The sequence below is a fragment of the Exiguobacterium sp. s142 genome (genome assembly GCF_018618455.1).
Classification (GTDB): Bacteria; Bacillota; Bacilli; order Exiguobacteriales; family Exiguobacteriaceae; genus Exiguobacterium; species Exiguobacterium aurantiacum_A.
Genome location: NZ_JACSMB010000001.1, coordinates 46,662 through 65,122, shown reverse-complemented (window position 1 = coordinate 65,122; position 18,461 = coordinate 46,662). Strand labels below are relative to the sequence as shown.

The following is an 18,461-nucleotide window of genomic DNA, read 5'->3' as shown; positions in this document are numbered from 1 at the left end:
TGTGAAACTATCAGGCAAGACAGCGCTCGTGACCGGTGCCGGTTCTGGAATGGGGCGGGCCATCGCCAAGCTATACGCCGCGGAAGGTGCTCGCATCGTCGCCGTCGATATGAACGGGGATACAGTCAAGGCGGTCGCAAGTGAGATCAAGTCGTCCGGCGGGGAAGCGGTCGGTATCGCCGCGAACGTGACGAAGCAAGCGGACATCGACAACATGGTCGCGACGGCGACGAGCCAGTTCGGCTCACTCGATATTTTGGTGAACAATGCCGGCATCATGGACAACTTCATGACGGTCGGTGAAGTGACCGACGACGTGTGGGACCGTGTCATCGCCGTCAACTTGACCGGTCCGATGAAGATCGCCCGGGCCGCCATCAACGTGATGGAGACGCAAGAGTCGGGCGGGGTCATCATCAATATCGCCTCGGTCGGCGGCTTGTTCGGGACACGAGGCGGGGCCGCGTATGTCGCATCAAAACACGCGCTCATCGGCCTCACGAAAAACATTGCCGCGACGTATGGCACGTTCGGCAAGATTCGGGCCAACGCCATCGCACCAGGCGGGGTCAATACGAACATCGGGGCGACGATCACGGCGCCGAGCGAGCTCGGGATGCGCGCCATTCAAGCGGCAGGAGAAGCACCGATGGGGGAACCGGATCAAATCGCAAACGCCGCGCTGTTCCTCGCTTCAAGTGACTCGAGCTTCGTCAACGGGGACGTCTTGAAAGCAGACGGTGGTTGGACCGCCCGCTAAAAGAGAAGCGACTTGTGAGGAGGTACACGATGAGAGCAGTGATTTGTACCGCATATGGTCCGCCGGATGTGTTACAGCTTCAAGAGATTAAAAAGCCTGTGCCGAAAGCAACCGAACTGCTAATTAAAGTACACGCATCAGCCGTTCAATCCGGGGACCGCCGGCTTCGTGCGTTAGATGTACCGTCAGCAGGCAAGTTGCCGATGCGGGTCGTCGTCGGCTTCAAAGCGCCGAGACAGCCTGTCTTAGGTGTCGTCCTAGCAGGTGAAGTGGTCGAGACGGGCAGCCGCGTACAACACTTCAAGGTGGGAGATCGTGTCTATGCGCTGACCGGGATGCGATTTGGCGGCTATGCCGAATATGCGTGCATCAAAGAGACAAAATGTGTCGAGCTCATGCCTCAACACGCAAGCTTTTCAGAAGCAGCCAGTCTTCCGTTCGGTGGAACGACAGCCCTTCATTTTTTGCGTAAAGTGAACATCGAACAGGCGAAGTCCGTATTGATTTACGGAGCTTCCGGGGAAGTCGGCTCCATCGCGGTACAGATCGCCAAACATTTCGGTGCTCACGTGACAGCTGTCTGTCGGGAACGAAACTTCGAATTGGTCAAAATCCTTGGCGCAGACGTCGTCATCGATTATACAAAAGAGGGCTATGACAGCGAACTGACAACGTACGACGCTGTGTTTGACGCGGCAGGAAAAATCGATAAACGGATGGCTCGTAAACATGTCGGGGAAAAAGGCCGGTTCAGTTCAGTTGCCGGACAGGGAGTAGCAAGCGAACGGAAAGAGGATCTGACCCTGTTGAATCAGATGTTTGAAGCCGAAGACCTGAAGGCCGTCATCGATTCGATTTATCCGATGGAGGAAATCGTCGCAGCGCACCGCTATGTGGACGCCGGCCAGAAAGTTGGAAATGTCATCGTGTCGGTCGTGCATGAGGAATGACATCGTCTCTCGTCCATCGAGAACGCAAAAAGAAGGAGTCTAGCCATCGAAACTCGGCGGCCAGACTCCTGTTTTCATTTCCTCTTCACTTGGTCTTCTTGCTCTTGCGGTAGACGAGCGGGGTGACCTTATGTACTTTCTTGAACGTCTGGACGAAGTGACTGACGCTCGTGTAGCCGTAGTGACTCGCTATTGCGGCGACCGACTCCGTCGTCTCTTGTAACTGATGCGCCGCCGCTTCCATGCGGACGTCACATGCATAGGCGAGCGGACTCTTGCCCGTCCACTTCGTGAAATAGCGGCAACATTCCGCCCGGCTCAAGCCACCGGCCTCGGCAATCTGTTCGAGCGTCACGCGCTCCGTCACATGTTCATGGATATAAGCGAGCATCGCCTTCATCCGGTCTTGACCGACGAGTCTCGTTTGCTCGTTTGTCTGTTGAATCCAGTAACGCCAGACGACCGCCATCTGGAGCGTGGCATCTAAGAGGGCGAACGATGAGTCGCCATGTAAACTTCGGGATACCTTGTCGATCGTATCTAACACGGCCTTCTCCGCGCGCTCGGTCGGCGTGAGGAGTTTTAGGGGCAACGTCGCCCCCGTCATGAACGGCGTGACGAACCTTTCGGCAAGCAACGGTGCGAATAAGTCGTATGGATCGACACGGACGTCGACGAACCGAGTCGCTTCTTCGGACGAAACGACTTGATACAGTTGCCCCGGCGCCAACAAAAGGCCCGACCCGGTGCGAAGACTATGACGGTCCCCGTTGACCATCAAGTCGACGCGACCTGCCCTCACTATAAAGGCGTGGAAGTGATCGGTCACGTGGATCATAGCTGTCATGACCGCGCCTGTTGTCGATTCCACGATCTGAAGTGAACTTTGTTCCAACATCTTCATCCCACCTCAATATTTGAACATTTGTTTCGGGATTACACCGGGCTGACAGTCTTGAACCAGATGAATTCATGATTAATCCGACATTTATATCTCTATTGTCACGAGACGTCTTATCACGTTCCTTCTATATAATGGAGCAGAAAAGATAGCCGGCTCCACTCAGAAGATGAAAAGTGACGTGATCCCGGCGTGAACGAGAATCGCGACCGGGACCCCGATCCGAAACTTCGGCTTCAACGTCTTGTGACGGAAGAGGCGCATCGCGACATAAGCCCCAAACGCTCCACCGATCCAGACGAGAATGAGCAACGTTTGTTCCGAAATACGCCAAGCCCCGGATTTTGCACGTCGTTTATCGAGGAAAAATGACATAAACGCTAGTAAATTAGTCACAATGTAATACAGCAGTAATAGTTCCAAAGACTAAAACCTCCTTTCTCACCTTATCAGTATAGCTGAAAACGGCTCAACAAAGCCATTTTTATCTAGATTGTAAGAATTCAGACTCCTCTCATCTCCCTGAAAGCTTCTGTAACTGAACTGATATCACTCTCATATCAGCCTGTAACGGCAGTGAAATATAGAGGTGTTACAGTAAGGGAGCGTTAGAAAAGGGAGGAATATTCTTATGAAAAAACCACTATTGACACTAACGGCACTCGCTGGCCTTAGTTTAGGAGTCGCTGCTCCAGCTTCGGCAGCATCAACACACACGGTTCAGTCTGGAGATACTTTGTACCGTATCGCCGTGAACAACGGTGTATCTGTGAACGACATCAAACAAGCAAATAGCTTAAACTCGAATATGATTTATCCTAACCAAGTGTTGAAGCTCGCGAAGTCGGAAGCAAAAGCGACAGCTTCTTCAAACACTTACACAGTTAAATCAGGCGACACGTTGTATCGGATCGCGACAAACAACGGTGTCTCTGTCAATCAATTGATGACATGGAACGGTCTTAAATCAGATCTCATTTTCCCTGGTCAACAATTCGCTGTGAAAGGTGCCAAAGCAGCATCGGTTGCGAACAGTGCACCAGCAGCTAAACCAAAAGCATCAACGTCTGCACCGGTGACAAAACAGTCTACGTCTACAACGCAAACTCAAGCTCCGGCTTCGGGTAAGACGATGACAGTTGAAGCAACGGCGTACACGCCATATTGTGCAGGTTGCTCTGGTATCACGGCAACAGGTATCGACGTTCGTTCGAACCCGAACCAAAAAGTCATCGCGGTTGACCCTTCAGTCATCCCGCTCGGCTCTAAAGTATGGGTTGAAGGCTACGGCGAAGCAATCGCTGGAGACACTGGCGGCGCTATCAAAGGGAACAAAATTGACCTCTTGATGCCGACACAACAGCAAGCGCTCAACTTCGGTCGTAAATCAATCACAATCAAAGTCTTAAACTAATCGATCGACCCCAAAAACACCGCAGGCGCGGTGTTTTTTTGCGTTCTATTCGCTCAAACCTGCAAGCTCGTATACCTTTCTCCTTCGAAATCAGGCAAACTAGATATATCAGGTCTTGTCTGGTCAGAAAAACCGGGTATGTACCAAATCGTAAAAGGGGGGAGAACCTGATGCTCACGACAGAAATCATCATCAGCGTGTTCGGCATCCTGCTCGTCATCTTGAACATGACGTTCGCCATCACGATCATCTTCTTTGAACGGCGCGACATCGGCTCGACATGGGCCTGGCTGCTCGTCCTCTTCTTTTTGCCGCTCATCGGTTTCTTCATCTATATCTTCTTCGGTCGTTTGATCAAGTCGAACAACTTCTATCAAGTCGATGAAGAGCGGCGTAGTGAGTATGCGTTGCACGTCCAACAACAGCTCGATGAGTTGGATGGGAACCAGCTGATCTTCAAGCAAGACCCGCTGTTAGCAAAATACCGGCGTCTCGCCCGGCTGAACCTGTCGTCGACGAACGCGCTCGTCACGTATCATAACGACATCCAAGTCATCCATGACGGGAAACAAAAGTTCGCTGCCTTGTTCGACGATATCGAGGCGGCCAAACAAGAAATCAATATCCAATACTACATCATCCAGAACGATTCGCTCGGCCAGGCGTTGATCGCGGCGCTGACCAAACGGGCCCAAGCCGGTGTCCGGGTCCGGTTGCTCTATGACGCCGTCGGCTCGAGAGGGCTGAGACGTAAACATTTCAAAGAGCTGCTTGAAAGCGGAGGCGAGGTCAAGTCGTTCTTCCCGTCGAGCCTCGGCATCAACTTCCGCGTCAACAATCGCAATCACCGCAAGCTGTGTGTCATCGACGGGGGCATCGGCTATATCGGCGGCTTCAACGTCGGCGACGAGTATATGGGGACGAACCAGCATTTCGGCTATTGGCGTGACGTCCATCTGCGGATGAACGGGGAGGCGGTCCAAGAGTTGCTTGAACGGTTCTTGCTCGATTGGAACCGTTCCGTCCCGACGAAACGAAAAGCGTTGAAAGAAGAGTTCATTTGGCCAAGCAAGACACTCGAGGCGTTCAAGTCACCCGTCCAGATCGTCACCTCCGGTCCGAACTCGACGACGGAGCATTTAAAGAACATGCTCGTCAAGATGATCGGGGAAGCGAAAGAGACGATCTACATTCAGACGCCATACTTCATCCCGGACGCGAGTTTCCTTGACGCCTGCCGGATCGCCCTCATGTCAGGGACGAAGATTCAACTGATGATCCCGAACAAACCGGACCACATGTTTGTCTACTGGGCGACATACGCCAATGCGGCCGAACTCGTCCGGTACGGGGCCGAGGTGTATACGTACGAGGGCGGTTTCTTGCATGCGAAGACGCTCGTCATCGACGGCGAGGTCGCTTCAATCGGGACGACGAACATCGACGCCCGCAGCTTCCACCTCAACTTCGAGATTTCAGCCCTCGTCTATGATGAGGCTGTCGCCCGGTCCGTCATCGACGCATTCGACCGCGACAAATCGTGCGCTGAGCTGTTGACGCTCGAACGTTATGAGACACGGACGAAATGGATTCGTTTCAAAGAGAGCGTGTCGCGTCTGTTGAGTCCGATACTATAAAAAAACCAGCCAAGACGCTCGGGTTCAATCCTGAACATCTTGGCTGGTTTTATTTTTTCAACACGTGTTTGACGTGTCGTTCAAACGCCTCGACGACCGTGGTCGGCGCTTCCTTCTCACCGTACTCGGCCGCCTCGAGCCAACTTGCGAACAAGCTTCCATCGGTAAAGTCGATCCGTTCCAACCACTCGTGCGCGGTCTCCTCGCGATGGCGAGGGTGCACCTGTTCAAGCCGGCGTCCGGCCTCGAGCAAGCGGACATCACGTGGCGTCCGCGTCAAGCGACGTTCCGTCCGTGCCGTCTGATGGGCCTTTTTCGGGACCGACAGCACTTCGTGGATGTCTTTTCGCTTTTGTAAATAGAAGAACAACAGGACACCGCCGACGAGCAGGACGATGAAGAAGATGACTAGCGCGGAAGACTGATTCTTCGCCGATTCGAGCAACGTCTCGTTCGCGATCGTCTCGGCATCGAGGTTCGGGTTGTCCGGTATCATGAATCGGTTGACCCGGTCGGACGGGTCGAGCGTGATCCCGTCGAACCAGCCGCCGATCCAAAGCAAGAACGGTCGGATCCAGGTGATGAGGTCGCCGAACAACAGCTCTTTGACCGTCCGGATGACAAAAGCCATTCCGAGACCGACCGCTAGGCCGACGACGAGCGTCGACAACATCCGTTTATAGTCGCGACGGTAATACAGGCTCCGTTGCCAAAACAAAAACAGGAACGGGAACACGATCATGAGGAGCGGTTGCTCGGCCGGTGGGAACAGCCAATCCGTGATCAAGAACAACACGCTCGCGATCGCGTAACGGTCGGTCCAATCGAGCGTGCGGATGAAGGCGTGCGCATACGTGAACAACAGCAACGTGATGCTCATCTCATACGAGAACCAGAGCGCACCGATACTGAGCAAAGTCTGGATGCCGAGCTGCCAGTTCCGCGGCAGACGGAGCGTCAACAGGAAGACGAGCGGATAGACGTGACCGACATAAAATGCCGCGAACAACCACCAGAGCCAGTTCATTTGCCGTCACCTCCGAGCCGAAGAATCGATTGGCTGCCGCCGTATTTGGCGACTTTCCGTTCGAATAACGACCGGGCCATCGGGAAGTCTCGTTCCGACAGACAAGCGAGCGTCGTCATGACCTTGCGGAAATGGGTCTCGCCGCTCCCGGGTGCGAGGTCGTACGTGATCCCGTCTTTCGTCAGCGTCGGGACGATCAGTCCGTAGCTCGCGTTCTCTTTCTCGAAGTCACGGCACAGCGCCGCCGCTTGCGAGATCACGCGTTCCATCTGATGGGTGAGGGAGCGCCCGTCTTTCGTCAACAAGTCCAAGACGACGACGTACTCGTTCGCCTGGACGGGCTGTTCGGTCCGGGCCAGCAGTTCGCCCGTCTTCGCATAAGCCGACCAGTACAGTTGACGCATCGGTTGACCGTGATACGGGGCGACCGACTGGAACGTCTCCGGGTCACGATAGGCGCTATGACGGACCATCTCCTCGCCCGGTAGCGTCGGCGGGCGTTTCGGGATCGGATAAGGCAGGAACTCTGGGAAGACGTACCCGATCCTTGCGAGCGGTTCCTCTTTATAGAGCGAGAACATGCGGAGCGGGTCACGGATCTCCATGCCGATCGCCTCGACACGGATCGAACCTCGCTTGATGGCTTTGAGCGGTAGGTCGTAAGAGACGACCGCCTCGCCACCGACATAATTCTCCTGGCGCCAGAAGGCGTGGTTTTCCACTTCGACGGTCGGGTGGAGATAACCCGACAAGCGGACGACACCGAGCGGGACTTTCGCAGTCGAGATGAGGCGGATGACGTACGACTCTTCGTCACCCGGGAACAGTTTCAGTTCGTCCGTCACTTCGACACGGACGTGTTCGGCCAGGCGGAACAACAGCTCGGGCATGACGAGCGCGTAGATGCTGACGCCGAGCAAGGCGCTCGCGAGGAACACGTTCCCGTAAAGCGCCGTGAAGACCCCGACGACGAACAAGAGCCACATGTAGCCGGATTCTAGATAGCGCGGGCTGACGAGTTGCATGTCACACCTCGGATGGGACCGCGATGGTCTCTAACACAGATTTGATCAGTTTCGACGGTTTCGTCTTGAGCGATGCCTCGACCGTCAAGACGATGCGGTGCCCGAGAATCGGCAAGGCGAGCGCCCGGATGTCTTCCGGTGCGACGTAGTCCCGTCCGTCCATGTAGGCGTGGGCCCGGGCCGCCATCGTGTAGGCGAGCGTCGCCCGCGGGCTCGGCCCGACCTCGATGTCCCGGTGGTGCCGGAGCGCCTCGACGAAGTCGAGCAGATAGTCTTCCATCGCCTCGTGCAGCGTCACGTCACGGACGGCTTGCTGCATCACGGCGAGCTCTTCATGTTTCAACGTGAACGGCGCTGCGCTCAAATGCTCGTTCCGGAGCAGTCGGCGCTCTGACTCCCGTGACAGCGGGGCGAGCGAGAGCTTGAATAAGAACCGGTCGAGCTGTGCCTGCGGAAGCGGGAACGTCCCTTGTCCGTCGAACGGGTTCTGCGTCGCGATGACGAAGAACGGGTCCGGCAAACGGAGCGACACCTCACCGAGCGTCACTTGACGCTCTTGCATCGCCTCTAAGAGCGCCGACTGTGTCCGCGGTGTCGTCCGGTTGATCTCATCGACGAGTAAGATCGATGTGAAGATCGGTCCGGTCCGACGTTCGAACGCACCTGTCGTCGGATTGAACAGTTCCATCCCTAAAATGTCACTCGGCAGCGTGTCCGGCGTACATTGCACGCGCTGGAAAGCGGCCGATACGGAGGAGGCAAGGCTCCGGGCGAGCGTCGTCTTGCCCGTCCCCGGCCGGTCCTCGAGTAAGACATGTCCCCCTGAAAGCAAGGCGATCGTCGACAGCTTGATCGCTTTCGATTGCCCGATCACTAAACCGTTTAAATGTGTTGTCCATTGTTGCACCATAATAAAATTCCCCCGTCTGTTTTCTGATAATTAAGAAAATCATAGCACACTCGACGCTTACACAAAAAGGAAAACAAAAAACGATGACCGCAAAGTCATCGTTTCGGTGTATCCAAATAGCGTTCGAAATGCCGCTCGAGCCAATCTTGGAAGAACGACATGAACGTACAGATGCCCCAGTAGATCAGGGCGACGACCAAATAGACGGTCATATAGTCGAACTCACGACCGCCGACGATCTTCGCCTTGTTGAAGATCTCAGGGACGGTGATCATCGCGGCGAGCGAGCTCGCCTTGATCAGATCAAGGAACACGTTCGAGAGAGGGGGCAGGGCGATTCGCGTCGCTTGAGGCAACGTGACCCCTTTCAACGTCAGCCACTTGTTCATGCCGAGCGACCGGGCCGCTTCAATTTGTCCCTGATCGACGGCACGGATCGAGGCGCGGATGATCTCCGCGATATAGGCGGCCGAGTTCAAGCTGAATCCGATGATCGCTGCCGTCAACGCCGCGAACTCGATCCCTATGAACGGGAACCCCGAGTAGAGGATGAACAAGATGATCAAGATCGGGACGCCGCGCATGAACGAGACGTAAAACGTCGACGGATAACGCACTAGCTTCGATGGAGACAGCTTCCCGAGCGCGAGCACGAGTCCTAACACTAAACCGAAGAACATGCTGAGGAAGGAGATCCAGAGCGTGTTCGGCAGCCCACCTAGCAAGTATGGGAACGAGCGGATGGCGAGGTCGGCGTCAAAGATTGCTTCCCACTTCACACCTTCGAACATATCGCCTTAGTCCAATTCGACGATTGTCGCGTCGACGTCCGGTTCGACGGATACGTCAGCACCGTTATAGAACTGTTCGGACAGCTGCTTCACCGTGCCATCCTCAAGCATCTCTTCAAGGACGCGGTCGATGTTCTCTTGAAGCTCTGAATTGTCCTTGTTCATCAAGAACGCGACGTCTTGCGGGTTATAGGCGATATCCGGGTGGATCGCGATATCGAATTCCGGGAAGAAGGCGAGGGCGAGCGTCTGGAGGTAGTAGTCGTTCAAGATGACGTCGGTCCGACCTGTCGACACGTCGCGAAGATACTGATCGTTCGTCGCGTTGTCGTAGATGACTTCTTCAGCCCCATACTGGCGCGCCACGTCCATGAAGACGGTCGTCGCTTCACCAGCTGCCTTTTTGCCTTTCAAGTCTTCGAGCGACTTGATGCCTGAAAGATCGCTCTTCCGGACGATTGCCGTCCCGTAAGTGTGCTTATACGGTACGGAGAAGGCGAACTTCTCTTTGCGGTCTTCCGTCACCGAGATGTCGTTCGCCACGACATCGACTTGTCCGTTCTGGACGCTCGTCAACATGTTGTCGAACGCCATTTCTTTGAACTGGACCTCGAGGTCGAGACGTTTTCCGATCTCTTTCATGACCTCGACGTCAAACCCCGTCAAATCGTCACTTTCTTCTTCACGGAACGAGGCGGGATAGAGTGTCCCGGCCGTACCGACCGTCAGCGTACCTTCTTCTTTGATCTCATCCCAGCGCGAAGTTTCGGCCTGATCGGTGCCAGAATCACCACACGCCGCGAGCGGGACAGCGAGCAAGATAACTGCTGCTAAACCTTTTGTCATACGTTTCATTCATGTTCCTCCTTAAAGTATCATCTGTCTAAAAATAGCATGATGAACGCCTAGAGGCAACTACGAAGAACATAGAAACAGCAGGTAAGATATTTTTGAAACGTTTATTCTAAAAGCGCTATCATGTCATTGAATCAGGGTTTCATACAGGTAATACAGATAAGAATAATTTATGAAACAGCATGCTATTCACCAACCTTCAACCTCTAGAGAATCGACAGGTGCGCAAGTGGGAGATAGAGGCAAGATGAGTCCACAGCTTTTTAAATCAGGTGAGAGGACTGTGCTAGGTCCCGAGAGGAAGGCCTATGCTATCCTGTCCAAGAACAGGCGAGGACAGTTAGGTTCTTTGCCATCGTTTAAGGGTATTTCCTCTGTAGATAGAGGGAGGGAAAACTAAAAACGATGGAAGGAGTGACATAATGAAGAATAGTAGCTTGATTGTGTATTACTCATGGATCGGCAGTACAGAAGTAGTCGCGAAAGAAATTCAAAGGATTACAGAGTTTGACATTCAAAGAATCGAAGATAAAAAGCAGCGAAAACTCGGTAACATCGCCGGTGCAGCAATGGGAGCGTTTTTTGGTCTGAGAGGCGTTATCATGCCAATGGACTTTGCATTAAAAGAATATGAGCATCTATTCCTAGGAACCCCAGTCTGGGCAGGAAAGACGCCTCCGGCAATTAATAGTTACTTAAAAAAGACTTCTTTCAAAAACAAGAAAGTTTGGCTGTTCATAACTAAAGGTGATGAAAAAGTTCCCCAACAGGTTATCGATTCAATTACAAAAAGGATTGAGAAGAAAGGCGGAAAAGTGATGGGCAGTATTTCGATAACGACAAAATGGGATCCCAAGACGAACATTCCTATTGCGCTTGAGGATGTCCAGAAACCGATCTATGACTGGCTGAAAAGAGGAGGCATTTTATAAAATCTGAACGGAATCAAGCTGTGCCAACGTCCGAACGAGGAACAACAAAACGAATCGGTGGCTAAGAGAAGCACGACCTGCCGACATAACTGATCACATAAACGTGGGAAGCAGGTGAGTCCTGAAAACTACCGAGGAGCGGTTCAAATTTTATTAGTTTACATAACATATATTATCAGTAAAAATAAAACTCTGTCTCAATCCTTTAGTATACTTAAAGTAGTGAGACAGAATCTAGAATTATGAGATTGGGATCAAATTCGCGTAAACCGGATCAATGTGACACATGGTTCCGGTTCGAACTCGGCGCTCGGCTCGAAGCCAAGCTTTGAATACAATCGTTTGGCCGGACCGTTATGTTTGCCGGTATGCACGTAGACAAGTTTGTCCTCGTGTAGACTGAGCACGTGTTCTAACAACGTCGTCGCGAGCCGCGCCCTGAAGTATGTCGGATCGATGCACAGCTTCGTGATCTCGACCGTGTTCTCGGCCGCCTCGATCGTCACAAACCCGATCATCCGCTCCTCGTTGTATAAGCCGTAGCTCAGACCCGGCAAGTTTTGAATGACCTCGACCGTCTCATATCGGGCCGGGATCTCGTCAAATCCGATCAGTTCGGCCTCGACCGCATAGGCGTTCCGTTGAATCTCGAGCATTTGCTCGGCTTGCCGGTAATCCGTCGTCCGAATCTCCCGTAACTCCATCTGTCATACCCCCAAAGATTATCGTGAAAAGCGACGGGCTTGCTTACGCTTAGCCCGTTTCAGTGCCAAATAGAGCCGATGTGTGCCTTCAAGCGCTTTGCCGTGGCCGACGAACGTATGACGCGGCGCCAAGTCAAGCAACCGCTCGGCATGGTCGACCGCGGCCCGCTTGTCCCATGTCGCCAGACCCGGGAGCGGGAACAACGGACGCGTGTCCCCTGCCACTGCGACTCCCCCATGTGATTGGAACGCGTCACCGGCGAACAACAGGCGATGCTGTTCATCGAAATAAGCGATCGAGCCCGGGGTGTGGCCGGCGGCGGCATAGACGCGAAGACCGAACAGCCGCTCACCCGGGTCGAGCAACTTGTCCGGTAGCGACCGGATCGGCGGCAACGAGCCTCTTATGTTGAGTGGCCGCTCACCTGAGTCCGTCGTTCGGTCCCCTGCTAACAAGCGGGCGTCACGGCGTGAGACGTAAAGCTCGGCGTATGGATGCGCCTTCAGGATCGTATCGACCCCACCGACGTGGTCCCCGTGGGCGTGGGTGAGCAGAATCGCGAGGAGGGGGCGGTCTTGTGCCTCGATATACGTTAAAATGTCAGCGGCGTTCTGCTTCAACCCGGTATCGATCAAGACGAGGCCGAGCTCTTTCTCGATCAATTGGACGTTGATCGGCAAGACGGGTGAATAGAACGTCAGCTGGTGGACATCTTCAATCCGTGTGACTTTCATAAGACCTCCCCTTTCCTAGTCGAACAGTGTGACCCAATCGTCCTGCCACCGGGCGTCAAAGCACATATGGAGCTGTTCGAGCGTGTTGCGTGCGAGCGACAACGGCGGCAAGGCGTCACGCGAGAAGAAACCGATCTCGCTCGTCTCATGGCTGACTTGAGCTTCCCCGCCAATCAGCTCACACTCGATGAACAGTTTATAATAATGTTGTGACAACGGCGGGTGCGGGTGACGGTGCATATCGAACAAGGCGACGAGGCGCATCGGGGCGACATCAAAGCCTGCCTCTTCCCCGATTTCCTTGATGATATTGTCTGACGGTGACAGGCCGACCTCACAGAAGCCGCCTGGCAGCGTCCACAGCCCGTCCGACCGCTCACGCACGAGCAGCAACTCGTCGTCTCGGAAGACGACACCGCGTACGTCGAGCTTCGGTGTCGGATAGCCGTTGACGTGCGTCAGTTCAGTGATCTCATGCAAGGCGAGGTTCGACTGTCGTTCGAACATATCGGTCGCAATCTGCTGAAGCTCGAGATAACGCTCGCGGTCGAACTCGTCCTTCGTGAACGTCAAGCCCGCTTGCGACAGTGCTTGTAGCCGTTTGGCCCAAGTGAGCCAGTCTGACATAGAAATCCCTCCATCGTTTGTCCTGCTTATCCCATTCGCCATCGGGCTTGATTGTTCCTTTTCATAATACCCGCTCCCACAAGAAAGTATTTGTCGCTCCAGTCTGGAGTTTACGACACCCGGCTCATGGTATACTTGACGGAAACATCCGTAGCAGTAGAAGGAGGAGGCATATGTCCGCTATCGAATTGTTGTCCCGGTTCAAGCAAGACCTCGACCAATACTCATCAAATCAACTCCGCTATAAGGAGAAGACGGATGTTTGGTCGATCGGGCAGATGTATGACCATATCATCGTCGTCGCCCATGAGTATCTAGACGAGATGGAAGTATGTCTGACGAATGCTGAGCACCAACCGCTCGGGAAGACCGAGTTTGGGGAGCTGTTGTTTAGCGACGGTGGATTCCCCCCTATTAAAATCAAACTACCGGACGAAATGAACGGCCCGCCCGACAATACCGATAGCCGTGAAGCTTTGAAACGCCGTCTTGACGACCTCATCACACGGTTGGAGAAGTGTGCGCCGATGATTCGCGCGGCCGACCCGAACTGTAAAGCGCTACATGGCGGCTTCGGCTGGTTGAACGCGCAAGAGTGGTACACGCTCATCGAGATGCACACCAGACACCATTTGCTTCAACAGGCGGAATTGGAACAGTATCTTAGAGCGTTCCATGACTGACAAAGACGAATAGAGACAAAAAAAGCCTGCACACATGACATATACTGTCGCGTGTGCAGGCTTTTGCTGAATCAATCGAGATAGACGTCCTCGATGTCACCGAACGTCTCCTCGTCGAAGACGAACGAGCCGTTGGCGTAGCGGTCGAGCAGTGTCAGTTGTTTCGCGTTGACCGTCTTCGCGGTCTCTTTGCCGACGATGTGGATCGTCTCATCCCCATGCACCGGCAGCACGCGGCGGATCTGGTGCGGTTTTGATTTGACCTCACGGATGAGCATCGTGCCACGCAGGTTGCGGTTCGTGCAGTCGAACTGGTCTTCGAGCTTCATCTTCTTGACCGCTCCGCGTTGCGTCACGAGGACGAACAGCGGCGGTGTGAAGAAGGCGAACGCGTCGGCGACGACGTCACCGTCTTTCAAGTTCATCGCTTTGACACCGGCGGCACGCTGTCCGACGACCGGGACGTCGTCTTCTTTGAACCAAAGCCCGTATCCACGCTCAGAGACGAGGAAGAGTTGGCCTGGACCGTCACTGATGCCGGCGAAGACGACCTCGTCGTCCCCTTTCAGTTTCAGCGCCATGAGCGCCTTCGACTTGCGCTGGGCGTCATAGTCACGGAGCGGCGTCCGTTTGACCATGCCGTCTTTCGTGACGAACAGGCAGTGCGCGTCCGTCTCGAACGTCGAGACGACATCGGCCGAGACGACTTGCTCGCCTTCGATCGGCACGAGGTTGGCCACGTGTTGGCCCGCGTCTTTCCATTTCGTCTCCGGGATCTGGTGGACCGGGATGAGCAGGTAGCTGCCTTTGTTCGTCCAGACGAGCAAGTGGTCGGTCGTCATCGCCTGGGTGAGGAGGACGGGCCGGTCTTTTTGTTTCATCTCCGGCATGTCCTCGCTCGAGGCGCCGTATGAGCGCATCGACGACCGTTTCACGTAGCCGTCACGGCTGACGAACACCATCGTCTCTTCGACGGCGATCATGACCTCGGTCTTCAGTTTCAATTCTTCGACTTCGGCCTCGATGACCGAACGCCGCTCATCACCGAACTCGTCACGGAGCGCCGTCAACTCTTTTGAGATGAGTTTCCGCTTCGTCGCGTCGACGTTCAAGATGTTGGCGAGGCGCGCGATCTCTTTTTGCAACACTTTCGCTTCTTTTTGGAGCTCGACGATGTCCGTGTTCGTCAAGCGATACAATTGAAGCATGACGACCGCTTCGGCTTGACGGTCCGTGAACGAGAAGCGATCCATGAGCTTCTGCTTCGCCTCGGACTTGTCCTTGGCCGAACGGATCAGTTCGAGCGTCTCGTCAAGCACTGAGATGGCTTGTTCGAGCGCGTCGACGATCTCGGCGCGTTTCTTCGCCTGTTCGAGCTCGAACGTCGTCCGGCGGGTGACGACTTCCTCGACATGTTTCAAATACGCATCGATGATCGGTAACAGACCGAGCTGTTTCGGTGTCCGCTGCACGATCGCGACCATGTTGTAGTTATAGGCGAGCTGCAGGTCGGTATGCTTCAAGAAGAAGTGGAGCACACCTTCCGCGTCCGCTTCTTTCTTCAATTCGATGACGACGCGGACCCCGGTCCGGTCGGTCTCGTCACGGACTTCGGCGACGCCTTCGACTTTCTTGTCGAGACGGAGTTCTTCCATCTTCTTGACGAGATTGGCCTTGTTCACCTCATACGGGAGCTCGGTGATCGTGATCTGTTCACGGCCGCCCTTGAGCGGCTCGATGACCGATTTGGCGCGGATGATGATCTTGCCTTTACCGGTCTCGAACGCTTTCAGGATGCCGTCTTTGCCCATGACCGTGCCACCGGACGGGAAGTCGGGACCTTGCATGTAACGAAAGGCGTCATTCGGCGTCTCGACTTCGCCGGCGAGTCGGGCGATGGCGAGATTGAGCACCTCGGTCAAGTTGTGCGGTGGGATCTCGGTCGCATACCCCGCCGAGATCCCGGTCGTCCCGTTCATAAGCAGGTTCGGCAGGAGTGACGGCAAGACGAGCGGTTCCTCGGTCGAATCGTCAAAGTTCGGCGTATAGTCGACCGTGTTCTTGGCGATCGACGTCAGCATGACACCGGCGATCTTCGACAGCCGTGCCTCGGTATACCGCATCGCGGCAGCCGAGTCGCCGTCCATCGAGCCGTTGTTCCCGTGCATGTCGATGAGCGGGTAGCGGAGCTTCCAGTCTTGCGACAGACGCACCATCGCCTCATAGACAGAAGAGTCACCGTGCGGGTGGTAGTTCCCGATGACGTTCCCGACCGTCTTGGCCGATTTCCGGTACGCCTTGTCGTTCGTATTGCCTTCATGGTGCATCGCATACAAGATCCGGCGCTGAACGGGCTTGAGCCCGTCGCGCGCGTCCGGGAGCGCCCGGTCTTGAATGATATATTTCGAGTAACGCCCGAAACGGTCTCCGACGACCTGTTCGAGCGACAAGTTTAAAATGTGTTGAATCGTCGACATCGTTACATCACTTCCTCAATCGCTTTAGTCACATGTTCATTGGCGATGATCGAATCATCTTCTTGGAGACCGAAGGCGACGTTCTCCTCGATCCATTCGCGGCGGTGGGCAACGTTGTCCCCCATTAGCACCGAGACGCGCTTGTCAGCGACGGCAGCGTCATCGATCGTCACACGGATAAGTGTCCGTGTGTCCGGGTTCATCGTCGTCTCCCACAGTTGATCGGCGTTCATCTCACCGAGACCTTTGTAGCGCTGGATGATATAGCCTTTTTTGTACACTTTGACGAGTTTCTCGAGCGCTTCCTCGTCCCAGGCGTATTCGAACTGCTCCGACTTGCCTTTCCCTTTCGAGATGCGATAGAGCGGCGGCAAGGCGACGAACACTTTGCCCGCCTCGACGAGCGGTCTCATGTAACGGAAGAAGAACGTCAACAAGAGAACTTGGATGTGGGCCCCGTCCGTATCGGCATCGGTCATGATGATGACTTTGTCGAAGTTGCAGTCACTGAGGTCGAAATCGTGTCCGACCCCGGCGCCGATCGCGTGGATGATCGTGTTGATCTCCTCGTTTTTCATGATGTCATTGAGTTTCGACTTCTCCGAGTTGATGACCTTCCCGCGGAGCGGCAAGATCGCCTGGATCGTCCGGTCACGGCCTTGTTTGGCCGAACCGCCGGCCGAATCCCCCTCGACGAGGAACAGCTCGTTCTTGGCGGCGTTTTTTGATGTCGCCGGCGTCAGTTTCCCGTTCAGAATGCTCGAACGTTTCTTTTTCTTGCCGTTACGCGCCTCTTCACGCGCTTTTCGGGCCGCTTCGCGGGCCTGGGCCGCGCGGATCGCTTTCTTGATGAGCATCGTCGCCATCTGCGGGTTCTCCTCGAGGAAGATCGTCAGCTGCTTGGCCATGACGGCGTCTGCGCTGGCACGGGCTTCAGGCGAGCCGAGTTTCGACTTCGTCTGTCCCTCGAACTGGAGGAACTCCTCCGGGATCCGGACCGAGACGATGAGCGTCAAGCCTTCACGGACGTCGCCGCCGTCGAGGTTCTTGTCTTTTTCTTTCAACAAGCCGTTTTTGCGGGCGTACTCGTTCATGATCCGGGTCATCGCCGTCTTGGCGCCGACTTCATGCGTCCCGCCGTCCCGGGTGCGGACGTTGTTGACGAACGACAACACGTTCTCCGAGTAGGCGTCCGTGAACTGGAAGGCGAGTTCGAGCTCGATGTCGTTCTCGGTCCCTTCGAAGTAGACGGTCGGGTGGAGCGTCGCCTTGTCGTCATTCAAATAGTGGACGAACTCGGCGATCCCGTTCTCGTAATGGAACGTCTCTTGCTTGTCCGAGCGTTCGTCGGTCAACGTGATCGTCAACCCTTTCAATAGGAAAGCCGACTCCCGGAGCCGTTCGGCGAGCGTGTCGTAGTTATACGTCGTCGTCGAGAAGATGGTCGTGTCCGGCTTGAAGTAGACGCTCGTTCCGGTCTGGCGGGCTTTCCCCGTCTCGAGGAGCGTCGTCTGTGGCACACCGCCGTCAGCGAACGTCTGCTCGAACACTTTGCCGTCGCGATAGATCGTGACGAGCAGCTTGCTCGAGAGCGCGTTGACGACCGAGGCGCCGACCCCGTGCAGTCCGCCTGACGTCTTGTAGCCGCCTTGGCCGAACTTTCCGCCGGCATGGAGGACCGTGAAGATGACCTCCGGCGTCGGTTTTCCCGAGGCGTGCATCCCGGTCGGCATACCACGCCCGTGGTCACGGACCGTGATGGCATCGTCTTTATGGATCGTCACATCGATCTGGTCACCGAAACCGCCGAGCGCCTCGTCGATCGCGTTGTCGACGATCTCGTAGACGAGATGGTGCAGCCCGCGATGGTCGGTCGAGCCGATATACATCCCTGGTCGTTTCCGAACGGCAGCGAGCCCTTCGAGCACTTGGATGGCGTCTTCATTATAATTAAATAGTTTTGTTGACATGTCAGTCACCTCATCTTCGAACACATGTTCGTTTTTCATACCTAATTGTATAGCTGTTTCGGG

Annotated in this window: 18 protein-coding genes; 6 read left to right on the top strand and 12 right to left on the bottom strand. The window is 54.9% G+C overall.

Going from position 1 to position 18,461, the window contains the following annotated elements; genetic code table 11:
• Nucleotide 1 precedes the first annotated feature (1 nt).
• Together KNP77_RS00325 and KNP77_RS00320 are read left to right on the top strand one after the other, a co-directional pair.
• Complete coding sequence (locus KNP77_RS00325; protein WP_214887653.1) at nucleotides 2-760, top strand: glucose 1-dehydrogenase; 759 nt, start codon at nucleotides 2-4, stop codon at nucleotides 758-760.
• A 29-nt stretch (nucleotides 761-789) separates the two neighbouring features.
• Nucleotides 790-1,710, top strand: coding sequence for an NAD(P)-dependent alcohol dehydrogenase (locus KNP77_RS00320; protein WP_214887651.1), 921 nt, complete (start codon nucleotides 790-792; stop codon nucleotides 1,708-1,710).
• 85 nt (nucleotides 1,711-1,795) lie between these two features.
• Here the strand turns inward: KNP77_RS00320 and KNP77_RS00315 are convergent, their stop codons facing one another.
• Complete coding sequence (locus KNP77_RS00315; RefSeq protein WP_214887648.1) at nucleotides 1,796-2,608, bottom strand: helix-turn-helix domain-containing protein; 813 nt, start codon at nucleotides 2,606-2,608, stop codon at nucleotides 1,796-1,798.
• A gap of 165 nt (nucleotides 2,609-2,773) precedes the next feature.
• Entirely contained in the window at nucleotides 2,774-3,034 is a 261-nt protein-coding gene (locus KNP77_RS00310) for a DUF1294 domain-containing protein (protein WP_071397523.1), read from the bottom strand.
• 208 nt (nucleotides 3,035-3,242) lie between these two features.
• On the opposite strand from KNP77_RS00310, the gene KNP77_RS00305 reads away from it, so the two are divergent.
• Nucleotides 3,243-4,025 (top strand): LysM peptidoglycan-binding and 3D domain-containing protein, encoded by a 783-nt coding sequence (locus KNP77_RS00305; protein WP_035386025.1) that lies wholly within the window; start codon nucleotides 3,243-3,245, stop codon nucleotides 4,023-4,025.
• A 170-nt stretch (nucleotides 4,026-4,195) separates the two neighbouring features.
• Complete coding sequence (gene cls / locus KNP77_RS00300) at nucleotides 4,196-5,662, top strand: cardiolipin synthase (RefSeq protein ID WP_214887645.1); 1,467 nt, start codon at nucleotides 4,196-4,198, stop codon at nucleotides 5,660-5,662.
• A gap of 49 nt (nucleotides 5,663-5,711) precedes the next feature.
• Here the strand turns inward: cls and KNP77_RS00295 are convergent, their stop codons facing one another.
• From KNP77_RS00295 to KNP77_RS00275, 5 genes are all read right to left on the bottom strand, one after another.
• Nucleotides 5,712-6,689, bottom strand: a complete 978-nt coding sequence (locus KNP77_RS00295; protein ID WP_214887642.1) for a hypothetical protein — start codon at nucleotides 6,687-6,689, stop codon at nucleotides 5,712-5,714.
• Nucleotides 6,686-7,714: a DUF58 domain-containing protein gene (locus tag KNP77_RS00290; RefSeq protein ID WP_214887639.1), complete on the bottom strand. Its 1,029-nt coding sequence runs from the start codon at nucleotides 7,712-7,714 to the stop codon at nucleotides 6,686-6,688. The genes KNP77_RS00295 and KNP77_RS00290 overlap by 4 nt, the downstream gene beginning before the upstream one ends.
• 1 nt (nucleotide 7,715) lies before the next feature.
• Nucleotides 7,716-8,624 carry an AAA family ATPase gene (locus KNP77_RS00285; RefSeq protein ID WP_070327249.1) on the bottom strand — a complete coding sequence of 303 codons (909 nt, stop codon included), beginning with the start codon at nucleotides 8,622-8,624 and terminating at the stop codon, nucleotides 7,716-7,718.
• 95 nt (nucleotides 8,625-8,719) lie between these two features.
• On the bottom strand, nucleotides 8,720-9,415 hold the full coding sequence (locus KNP77_RS00280; protein WP_214887636.1) for an amino acid ABC transporter permease: 696 nt from the start codon (nucleotides 9,413-9,415) through the stop codon (nucleotides 8,720-8,722).
• Nucleotides 9,416-9,421: 6 nt separating this feature from the next.
• Nucleotides 9,422-10,270 carry a transporter substrate-binding domain-containing protein gene (locus tag KNP77_RS00275; RefSeq protein WP_214887633.1) on the bottom strand — a complete coding sequence of 283 codons (849 nt, stop codon included), beginning with the start codon at nucleotides 10,268-10,270 and terminating at the stop codon, nucleotides 9,422-9,424.
• A 422-nt stretch (nucleotides 10,271-10,692) separates the two neighbouring features.
• On the opposite strand from KNP77_RS00275, the gene KNP77_RS00270 reads away from it, so the two are divergent.
• Nucleotides 10,693-11,202 carry a flavodoxin family protein gene (locus KNP77_RS00270; protein WP_214887631.1) on the top strand — a complete coding sequence of 170 codons (510 nt, stop codon included), beginning with the start codon at nucleotides 10,693-10,695 and terminating at the stop codon, nucleotides 11,200-11,202.
• 254 nt (nucleotides 11,203-11,456) lie between these two features.
• On the opposite strand, the gene KNP77_RS00265 is transcribed toward KNP77_RS00270, so the two are convergent.
• The 3 genes from KNP77_RS00265 to KNP77_RS00255 are packed head-to-tail and all read right to left on the bottom strand — an operon-like array spanning nucleotide 11,457 to nucleotide 13,268.
• Nucleotides 11,457-11,906, bottom strand: a complete 450-nt coding sequence (locus tag KNP77_RS00265; RefSeq protein WP_214887618.1) for a GNAT family N-acetyltransferase — start codon at nucleotides 11,904-11,906, stop codon at nucleotides 11,457-11,459.
• Between the two features lie 18 nt (nucleotides 11,907-11,924).
• Nucleotides 11,925-12,641 (bottom strand): MBL fold metallo-hydrolase, encoded by a 717-nt coding sequence (locus KNP77_RS00260; protein WP_214887615.1) that lies wholly within the window; start codon nucleotides 12,639-12,641, stop codon nucleotides 11,925-11,927.
• A 15-nt stretch (nucleotides 12,642-12,656) separates the two neighbouring features.
• Nucleotides 12,657-13,268, bottom strand: a complete 612-nt coding sequence (locus KNP77_RS00255) for an NUDIX hydrolase (RefSeq protein WP_016508712.1) — start codon at nucleotides 13,266-13,268, stop codon at nucleotides 12,657-12,659.
• 173 nt (nucleotides 13,269-13,441) lie between these two features.
• Here KNP77_RS00255 and KNP77_RS00250 point away from each other — a divergent pair, with 173 nt between their 5' ends.
• Nucleotides 13,442-13,951 carry a DinB family protein gene (locus KNP77_RS00250; protein WP_214887612.1) on the top strand — a complete coding sequence of 170 codons (510 nt, stop codon included), beginning with the start codon at nucleotides 13,442-13,444 and terminating at the stop codon, nucleotides 13,949-13,951.
• A gap of 71 nt (nucleotides 13,952-14,022) precedes the next feature.
• Here the strand turns inward: KNP77_RS00250 and parC are convergent, their stop codons facing one another.
• Together parC and parE are read right to left on the bottom strand one after the other, a co-directional pair.
• Nucleotides 14,023-16,428, bottom strand: coding sequence for a DNA topoisomerase IV subunit A (gene parC, locus KNP77_RS00245; RefSeq protein ID WP_131470650.1), 2,406 nt, complete (start codon nucleotides 16,426-16,428; stop codon nucleotides 14,023-14,025).
• 2 nt (nucleotides 16,429-16,430) lie between these two features.
• A complete protein-coding gene (gene parE / locus KNP77_RS00240; RefSeq protein ID WP_071397535.1) occupies nucleotides 16,431-18,398 on the bottom strand; it encodes a DNA topoisomerase IV subunit B in 1,968 nt (655 codons plus the stop codon).
• Nucleotides 18,399-18,461: the final 63 nt, after the last annotated feature.